The organism is Pseudomonas sp. NMI760_13, assembly GCF_021283245.1.
Lineage (GTDB): Bacteria > Pseudomonadota > Gammaproteobacteria > Pseudomonadales > Pseudomonadaceae > Aquipseudomonas > Aquipseudomonas peradeniyensis.
Genome location: NZ_JAJSRC010000074.1, coordinates 1 through 1,830, shown reverse-complemented (window position 1 = coordinate 1,830; position 1,830 = coordinate 1). Strand labels below are relative to the sequence as shown.

The following is a 1,830-nucleotide window of genomic DNA, read 5'->3' as shown; positions in this document are numbered from 1 at the left end:
CCGTGGGTCGATGTTTGATGTTATGGAGCAGCAACGATGTTACGCAGCAGGGCAGTCGCCCTAAAACAAAGTTAGGCATCACAAAGTACAGCATCGTGACCAACAGCAACGATTCCGTCACACTGCGCCTCATGACTGAGCATGACCTTGCGATGCTCTATGAGTGGCTAAATCGATCTCATATCGTCGAGTGGTGGGGCGGAGAAGAAGCACGCCCGACACTTGCTGACGTACAGGAACAGTACTTGCCAAGCGTTTTAGCGCAAGAGTCCGTCACTCCATACATTGCAATGCTGAATGGAGAGCCGATTGGGTATGCCCAGTCGTACGTTGCTCTTGGAAGCGGGGACGGATGGTGGGAAGAAGAAACCGATCCAGGAGTACGCGGAATAGACCAGTCACTGGCGAATGCATCACAACTGGGCAAAGGCTTGGGAACCAAGCTGGTTCGAGCTCTGGTTGAGTTGCTGTTCAATGATCCCGAGGTCACCAAGATCCAAACGGACCCGTCGCCGAGCAACTTGCGAGCGATCCGATGCTACGAGAAAGCGGGGTTTGAGAGGCAAGGTACCGTAACCACCCCAGATGGTCCAGCCGTGTACATGGTTCAAACACGCCAGGCATTCGAGCGAACACGCAGTGATGCCTAACCCTTCCATCGAGGGGGACGTCCAAGGGCTGGCGCCCTTGGCCGCCCCTCATGTCAAACGTTAGCCATATTATGGAGCCTCATGCTTTTATATAAAATGTGTGACAATCAAAATTATGGGGTTACTTACATGAAGTTTTTATTGGCATTTTCGCTTTTAATACCATCCGTGGTTTTTGCAAGTAGTTCAAAGTTTCAGCAAGTTGAACAAGACGTTAAGGCAATTGAAGTTTCTCTTTCTGCTCGTATAGGTGTTTCCGTTCTTGATACTCAAAATGGAGAATATTGGGATTACAATGGCAATCAGCGCTTCCCGTTAACAAGTACTTTTAAAACAATAGCTTGCGCTAAATTACTATATGATGCTGAGCAAGGAAAAGTTAATCCCAATAGTACAGTCGAGATTAAGAAAGCAGATCTTGTGACCTATTCCCCTGTAATAGAAAAGCAAGTAGGGCAGGCAATCACACTCGATGATGCGTGCTTCGCAACTATGACTACAAGTGATAATACTGCGGCAAATATCATCCTAAGTGCTGTAGGTGGCCCCAAAGGCGTTACTGATTTTTTAAGACAAATTGGGGACAAAGAGACTCGTCTAGACCGTATTGAGCCTGATTTAAATGAAGGTAAGCTCGGTGATTTGAGGGATACGACAACTCCTAAGGCAATAGCCAGTACTTTGAATAAATTTTTATTTGGTTCCGCGCTATCTGAAATGAACCAGAAAAAATTAGAGTCTTGGATGGTGAACAATCAAGTCACTGGTAATTTACTACGTTCAGTATTGCCGGCGGGATGGAACATTGCGGATCGCTCAGGTGCTGGCGGATTTGGTGCTCGGAGTATTACAGCAGTTGTGTGGAGTGAGCATCAAGCCCCAATTATTGTGAGCATCTATCTAGCTCAAACACAGGCTTCAATGGCAGAGCGAAATGATGCGATTGTTAAAATTGGTCATTCAATTTTTGACGTTTATACATCACAGTCGCGCTGATAAGGCTAACAAGGCCATCAAGTTGACGGCTTTTCCGTCGCTTGTTTTGTGGTTTAACGCTACGCTACCACAAAACAATCAACTCCAAAGCCGCAACTTATGGCGGCGTTAGATGCACTAAGCACATAATTGCTCACAGCCAAACTATCAGGTCAAGTCTGCTTTTATTATTTTTAAGCGTGCA

2 protein-coding genes are annotated in these 1,830 nt (G+C 46.3%); both read left to right on the top strand.

Annotation, left to right across the window (positions count from 1 at the left end):
* Positions 1-95 precede the first annotated feature (95 nt).
* Entirely contained in the window at positions 96-650 is a 555-nt protein-coding gene (locus tag LU671_RS29185) for an aminoglycoside N-acetyltransferase AAC(6')-Ib4 (protein WP_003159191.1), read from the top strand.
* Positions 651-779: 129 nt separating this feature from the next.
* Positions 780-1,646 carry a PSE family carbenicillin-hydrolyzing class A beta-lactamase CARB-2 gene (locus tag LU671_RS29180; RefSeq protein ID WP_001931474.1) on the top strand — a complete coding sequence of 289 codons (867 nt, stop codon included), beginning with the start codon at positions 780-782 and terminating at the stop codon, positions 1,644-1,646.
* Positions 1,647-1,830 lie beyond the last annotated feature (184 nt).